The organism is Dapis purpurea BLCC-M126 (genome assembly GCF_050015975.1).
In the GTDB taxonomy this organism is placed as follows: Bacteria; Cyanobacteriota; Cyanobacteriia; order Cyanobacteriales; family Microcoleaceae; genus Trichodesmium.
On record NZ_JBNHER010000001.1, the window covers coordinates 23,424 to 29,526 of the forward strand.

A 6,103-nucleotide genomic window follows, 5' to 3' on the forward strand; every position below is an offset into this window, starting at 1 on the left:
ATCGGGGTTGGGGAGTGTGGGAAGTGTAGGGAGGGTGGGGAGATGGGGGCCTAGATTATACCTTTTTTCCCTATTTTATTTCTTAATCTCCTGACTCCTGACTCCTGAGCCAAAAACTCGCAACTTTGCCAAGATACGCTTAGGCTTCTATAAAAGTACCAGAATTAAATTTGGCACACATAAACCAGCATTCAATAGACTTATTTTTTTTAGATATCGGTAGACAAATTAGCAATTGTTACCTTATATTATGTTCGGATAATTAGATAGTTTCCCGTTGTGCAAGAAAATGCACGTCCAACCATAGCTACAAGCAATTTTGTGATAACTTATGCACATTATCGCACTTCACCAAAATTTAGGAGATGATAAAAACATAGAGATTTAGCAATTAAGGAGTACCTAAAGAAAAGTATTAATAAGCTTCTATTTTTATTTATTGTATGTGTTTGTGTGTGTTTCATTACGTTGCCCCTAAGTTTATAGGGGCTTTTTTTTGTCGATGCAAAGTTCTACCAGCTTCGATAGCTGAATCCCCCTGTGGGAAAATATTACAGGTGAGTCAGCACTAAATTACAGATTCTCTGAAACTGTTGGCAAAAGTAATCATTTTGTAACTTATAGTAATACATAGCAGATTTGATTCAGTAAAAATACTCACTACATTCGGCCTAAACATTTCAAGCTGAATTTATAGATGAAAACAAAATCTTAAAGAAATATTCATACTCCAGCAGCAAGCTCGAAAAATAGTATATTTTCATGGAACCCGTCAGGGTTCGGGGACTCATCCTCTAGAAATTAAGTCTTAGATTTTTTGTTGAGGGACTTCTGCTATTTTGATGACTGCAGATATAAAAGTAATCAGAAAATACAAAATCTGAAACTGACTTATAACAAAGCTTTCAGGAGATGTGGCATGATTTTACACGAATTTTGCCCCGACTCGTAGTATTATGCTACTTGAAGCATTGTTGGGAAAAGCGAGGAATTATGAACCCTGATACAGAGAAACTGATGCAGCAATTAGAACAGCCATACGAAGGGGCTGAAATGAAGTCTTTGTATACGGCTGTGGTCACTGTAACACCGGGGCAAGAAGAACACGCCCGGATGTCAGGTCATGCGGAAAGTGAGGATGGATTATTAGCCTTAGAGCTGGCAATGCCTCAAGAGCTTGGTGGTCGGGGGCAAGGAACCAATCCAGAACAACTGTTTGCTGCTGGATACGCCGCCTGTTTTCATGGGGCACTGGCTTTGGTTGCCAGAAAGATGCGGGTCGATGCGTCTCAAGCAACGGTGACGTGTGCGGTCACTCTTGGCAGAGATCCAGCAGATGGTGGATATAAGCTTGCTACTGAGTTAAAAGTGGAAATGCCAAACTCAGAGCGTGAAACATCGGAGCAGGTAGTTGCTCAAGCCCATCAACTCTGTCCGTACTCAAAAGCGATTTCTGGTAATATTGACGTGAAAGTGGCGGTAGTTTAGCGGTAAAATGCAAATTTCTACTCCTGATACTGTTTTAGGCTATTGGGGAAGGCATTCAAGAGAAGGGGATTTTCCTAGAAGAATCAGAAAATATTCAAGCATTTAAAATGAAGCCTCAAAAAAACGGTTACATCTCTCCGGGAAAATGTAACCGATTTTTTGCATTATTTTTACCACAAATTAGTTTACGAGGCTTTTTCTAGCTTTTTATCTGCGGGTTTGGAGGGCTTCAGTTTGCGCTTGAGGGTTGATGCTGCTCCTAGTGTGCCAAAAGCAAGAAAGCTAAAGATTGAGGAGACTTCAGGTACTGACCTATAAACCTGATCGATATCTTCAACACCACTCATAAAAAGTATTCCATCTTCACCATCATAGACAAGACCAAAAGCAGATGCAGTTACATCTTTTACAAAGATTTCTCCAGGTCTACCAACTGCATCTGCTTCAATTTCGCACATGATAGCTGCAATTCCTGGCCTAAAAGCATCTCCAGCACATGCAGGATTATTCAAAAATGTTTGAGTCAAAGCACCACTAACTGAAGCTTTTGATTTAACATCACCTGTTTTAGTAATCGTTCTTTTAGCAATAGATATCTTTTCATTACTTTGCTCTTGTTGATGTTTACAATTACCGTTAACACATGCAACTAATAATCTAGCTGATTTAATTGTTGAAAAATCACTTGCTCTTAAGGGTCTCCCTTCAGGTTCAATAATATCCCAAATTTTTAAAACACTTTCTATTATTAGACTGATATTATCAAAATCATTAACAATTCCCACAGAATTAAGAGTTGAACTAGCACCTGTTAATGTAGCTGACAATGAAGGATTTTGATAAGAAAAAAATGACGTACAAATTGTTAAAGTGTATAAACTTGAATTAAATAAAAACCTTTGAACTTTGTTCATATATCTTAATTTACTCCTTTAGCTGTTAATTGAATAATAAAATTGTTACTTATTCAATTTGGTTGTCAATATATTATTATTAAAAATAAAACAAGTAAATAAGAAATTAGTATCTTTACTGAATATTTATATAGTTACAATTTGTAACTATATTGATTTTTTAAATACTTCTAAAACATAATTTTTATAGTGGTAAATATTATAAATAGAGGATTTTTTAAAATAACACAATTCAGTTTAGAACATACTTTGAGGATTTCATATTTTATATATCTACCCTTTTTGGGAGATATTTTTTATCATAAAATAATATTAAAAAATATTAATTAGTATGTAATATCCGTCCCCATTTATACTCTTTGTTTATTAATAAAAAATCAATTGATTATCAGAAAATAAAACTATTATGATTATTCAGATTCGTGGCATTTAAGCAGAGGATTTGATCTAAGTCAGTAAAAAACGTGAAACAACGGAAATACGTTATATTCATAAGCAAAATTTATAGTATATTTCCAGAGATAATAAATTTTATCTTCATCAAATATTCACAAAACTGGATAAACTTCTCTTATTTATTAGCCCAGATACCTGACTTTTGTTCCCTAGCTAAATCCTCTGCCATCTTCAAAGCATCAAAATTGGGACAAGTATAATAGTCCTCTGCTAAATCTTTCTAGATATCCTCATCTCCCCACACCCCCCACTCTCCTCACCCGGACCACACTCTTTAATCTAATTACATCGATGCTACCGGATTTGATATTAGTTGCCGGGGGCCACTCGGAAACTCAAAACGGGTGTGGAGGCAAGCGCGAGACTGCTACCAAAGTAGTGGCAGCCTGTGTTTCGCTGCGCGACATTTTTGCGTAAGCAAAACGTCAACCCACTGAGCAGCTAAGGCTTGGTAGGAATCTCCGCCCCTTTCTTTAGGCCAGGATGTTAAAGACAACTCTTTCCTACTCCCATTCCCCCTGCAAGGTAAACGCCCCCCAATAATAAGGATGTTGCCATCCCTGCTGCTCCATAATCTCTAACTGCGCCTGTCTCAATGCCTCCACAGGTGACACACCCTCCTCTAACATTCCCTGATAAAACTCCGACATCAGCTCTGCCGTTGCTTCATCATCCACATACCACAAAGAACCAATTACTCGTTTTGCTCCTGCATACATGAATCCTCTTGTCAACCCTACCAAACCTTCTCCTTTAATATCCTTTCCCCATGCTGTTTTACACGCACTCAATACTACTAGTTCTGCTGGCAAGTTCAGGTTGAAAATATCATTCAGTCGGAGGAAACCGTTTTGCCAGTTACCATTTTTATCCACCAATGACATCACAATACCTGATAACTCTGGTTGCTTACCATTAGCAAAACCATGAGTTGCAAAATGCACAATCTGATATTGGTCTAATTCATGAGTGGTAGCTATTTCTCGGTCAGCTTGGAAATCAAAAACTTGGGTGCGTTCCGACTTAGGTATTAGAGCCATAACTGCTTGTGCTTCTTTGCGGGTACCGGGGAGTCTACTCCAATTAATACCAACATCTCTGGCTGCTCTATCTAATTTTTGTGCCTCTAGAGGAAAAGCACGACTGCGGTTTTCTGACGTAGATATTGTAGTAGTTTTACCTCTAACTCTGGCATCTTCAGGGCTAAATACTGGGTCGGCAATAATAGCAACTTTTTTCGGGGCAAGTTTCCTGGATTTTGTGGCATTGCGGATATTCGCAATAGTAGTGGCAGAAGGCAAATTGACTATTTGGTGGTTGAGTATTAAAGGCTGATAACCATCACTTTCTTGAGAAGTATTTGGTATTGATAAAACTGAAAAGGGGATGTATTGTAAAAAGCTATCGGGAACTATTAATAGACGTTTTTTATTTAATTTATTAGCAACAGGTTGAAGAATAATTTCTGTCAGAGCATCAGCAGCACTATCAAATGTTTTTATGTCATCGCGTATCTTGTGACCTGTCATTCTAACCATCAACTCTGTAGCAGCAGTTTTGATTTCTGCTTGGGGAGGAAGTTGATAACTGTCGATCCTGTCTTTGGTTATTGCCCACAAATAGCTGCTTTCTTCACCTAGGGAATATTGTAGGAGTAAGGTGTCGTCATCAAGTACCTGTTGTTTAACTTGCTTGAGGGTAAGGGGTTGAGGTTGAGTTAGGGCTGCATAATTGGGGCTGGTGGTACGAATTTTGTTGCGTAACTGTTCGTATTTATCTATCAGTTCGTCTCTTGTTTGTTCGATATTGACTTTTTGTTCGGGTGTGTATTCTCCACTGAGGAGTTTGATACGTTTGGTTTCGATGGTGTTGAGTTGTTGTTGGAGTTTTCTTTCTGCTGTGGCAAGTTGGGGATCTATTCCTTGGCGGATATCAACACTGGCTTCGTTGAGGAGTTCGAGAAGGGTACGGGCGCGACTGCGTTCGCTGGCATGGAAGGCTTTGGAGTCATAGTCTTGGTTGGGATTTTGTTGATGGAGTTCCATTAATAGGTGGATGTAGAATTGGTAGTAATCTTGAACTATGGCAAAGTAGGATATGCGGAGTTCGGGACTATTAAATTTGCTGCGAAGGTCTTCGACTATTTCCAGGGATTTTTCTATAAAAGTTAGGCTTTCGCGGAGGTTACCTCGATCAAGTTTGAGGATGGCTATATTATATAAAATTCCTGCTTGTCTATCACGATTACCAACCTTTTGAGATAAAGATAAAGCCTGGTTGTAAAATGAGAGTGCTTTTTCCTTTTCTCCTAAATCACTGTAGATAAGGCCAATATTATGGAGAGTCGCACTTTCTCCATGGCGATCGCCTAACTCCCGATCCAGAGATAAAGCTTGCTTAAACAATGATAGAGCTTTTTCCTTTTCTCCTAAATCACTGTAGATATGACTAATATTATTCAGAGTGGTAGCTTGCCAAGAGCGATACCCCATTTGCTGAAATATAGTTAAAGCTTGGTTAAAAAGCGAGAGAGCTTTTTGCTTTTCTCCTAAGTTCTTGTAGACACGGCCAATATTAAGGATAGCGACAGCTTCGTTATGTCTATAACCCAACTTCTGATCTAGAGATAAAGCTTGGTTGTAGAATGAAAGTGCTTTTTTGTTTTCTCCTAAATCACTGTAGACAAGGCCAATATTATTCAGAGCATCAGTTTCCCCATCACCGTTGCCCACTTGCTGAAATATAGGTAAAGCTTGCTTAAACAATGATAGAGCTTTTTCTTTTTCTCCTAAATCTCTGTAGACAAGACCAATCCCATTAAAAGTGCCAGCTTTTCCTCCTGGATCGTCTATGTCCTGAAATATAGATAAAGCTTGGTTATAGAATGAAAGTGCTTTTTCCTTGTCTCCTAAATTACTATAAACAATGCCAATATAATCGAGAGTATGAGCTTGCCAACTATAATCGCCAACCTCTTGAAATATAGGTAAAGCTTGATTAAAAAAGAAGAGAGCTTTTTGATTTTCTTCTAAGTCTGTGTAAATACTGCCAATATAATAGAGATTGATAGCTTCTCCACGGCGATCGCCCACTTGCCGTCTGAGACGTAAAGCTTGGTTGTAGAATGAAACTGCTTTTTTGTTTTCTCCTAAGTTACTATAAACAATGCCAATATAATCGAGAGTATGAGCTTGCCAACTATAATCGCCAACCTCTTGAAATATAGGTAAAGCTTGATTAAAAAA

Annotated in this window: 3 protein-coding genes; 1 reads left to right on the top strand and 2 read right to left on the bottom strand. The window is 38.2% G+C overall.

The features are described from left to right. Positions 1 to 993: 993 nt before the first annotated feature. Positions 994 to 1,488, top strand: coding sequence for an organic hydroperoxide resistance protein (locus ACP6PL_RS00110; RefSeq protein ID WP_426541278.1), 495 nt, complete (start codon positions 994 to 996; stop codon positions 1,486 to 1,488). A gap of 185 nt (positions 1,489 to 1,673) precedes the next feature. On the opposite strand, the gene ACP6PL_RS00115 is transcribed toward ACP6PL_RS00110, so the two are convergent. Next, positions 1,674 to 2,402 carry a hypothetical protein gene (locus tag ACP6PL_RS00115; RefSeq protein WP_426541280.1) on the bottom strand — a complete coding sequence of 243 codons (729 nt, stop codon included), beginning with the start codon at positions 2,400 to 2,402 and terminating at the stop codon, positions 1,674 to 1,676. A gap of 959 nt (positions 2,403 to 3,361) precedes the next feature. Further along, the coding region (locus ACP6PL_RS00120) for a CHAT domain-containing protein (protein ID WP_426541282.1) at positions 3,362 to 6,103 on the bottom strand (2,742 nt) is incomplete at its 5' end.